Here is a 249-nt window from a genome sequence, read left to right as displayed (position 1 = left end):
GTTGTTCAGAGGAGTCGTCAGTCCGGCTAACATCATGACTTTGATGAGTCATCTCCTCCAGTTCAGCGGCTACTTGGGTCCTACAGTCGTGTTGAAGCTCAATAATCGACTGGCTGGTTTTGCTAGAATCATCTACCGCATGGGGATGCTCGTTTACATCGTTTGCTCTTTTGGCGACTTGTAATAAAGACTCAATAATTTTATAGACAAATAAATTAATTTACAGCTAAAGTTCTGATATTTGATCAT

Annotated in this window: 1 pseudogene; it reads right to left on the bottom strand. The window is 40.6% G+C overall.

The annotated features are described in order from the left end of the window. Positions 1-217 (bottom strand): annotated as a pseudogene (locus CWB77_RS18835) (methyl-accepting chemotaxis protein); the annotation flags it as partial. Positions 218-249 lie beyond the last annotated feature (32 nt).

Source organism: Pseudoalteromonas sp. S1610 (assembly GCF_005887465.1).
Taxonomy (GTDB): Bacteria; Pseudomonadota; Gammaproteobacteria; order Enterobacterales; family Alteromonadaceae; genus Pseudoalteromonas; species Pseudoalteromonas undina.
The sequence above is the reverse complement of the archived record's forward strand: the minus strand, read 5'-3'. Positions and strand labels throughout refer to the sequence as shown.